Annotated in this window: 1 protein-coding gene; it reads left to right on the top strand. The window is 70.5% G+C overall.

What is annotated here, in order from left to right; all coding sequences use genetic code 11:
* Positions 1 to 962: 1-deoxy-D-xylulose-5-phosphate synthase N-terminal domain-containing protein (locus ACLBX8_RS31495; protein WP_447716399.1), on the top strand; the 962-nt coding region annotated here is incomplete at both ends.

A 962-nucleotide genomic window follows, 5' to 3' on the forward strand; every position in this document is an offset into this window, starting at 1 on the left:
GGCTTCACCAAGCGGAGCGAGAGCGTCTACGACCCCTTCGGCGCCGCCCACTCCTCGACCTCGATCTCGGCTGCGCTGGGCATGGCGGTCGCCCGCGACCTCGACAACGCCGCCGCCAAGCAGAAGAACCGCCCGCTCAAGCGCCGCAACGCCATCGCGGTCATCGGCGACGGCTCGATGTCGGCCGGCATGGCCTACGAGGCCCTCAACAACGCCGGCGCCCTGCACTCGCGCCTGATCGTCATCCTCAACGACAACGACATGTCGATCGCGCCCCCCGTCGGCGCCATGTCGGCCTACCTCGCCCGCCTCGCCTCGGGCGGCGCCTACCAGTCCCTGCGCGAGACCGCCAAGCAGCTCGGCAAGCTCCTGCCCAAGGCGCTCTACCAGCGCGCCGCCGCGGCCGAGGAATACGCCCGCTCGCTCGTGGTCGGCGGCGGCACCATGTTCGAGGAGATGGGCTTCCACTACGTCGGCCCGGTCGACGGGCACAACCTCGACCACCTGCTGCCGGTGCTCAAGAACGTCCGCGACGCCGAGCACGGCCCGATCCTGCTCCACGTCGTCACCCAGAAGGGCAAGGGCTACGCGCCCGCCGAGGCCTCGGCCGACCGCTACCACGGCGTGGTCAAGTTCGACGTGGTCTCAGGGGTCCAGGCCAAGGCCAAGCCGAACGCGCCGGCCTACACGCGGGTGTTCGGCGAGAGCCTGATCAAGGCGGCCGACGCCGACGACAAGGTCGTGGCGATCACCGCGGCGATGCCGGGGGGCACCGGCATCGACCTGTTCGGCAAGGCGCACCCGGACAAGACCTTCGACGTCGGCATCGCCGAGCAGCACGCGGTGACGTTCGCGGGCGGTCTGGCCACCGAGGGCTACCGGCCGTTCGTGGCGATCTACTCGACCTTCCTGCAGCGGGCCTACGACCAGGTGGTGCACGACGTGGCGCTGCAGAACCTGCC

The sequence above is a fragment of the Methylobacterium sp. D48H genome, assembly GCF_053345715.1.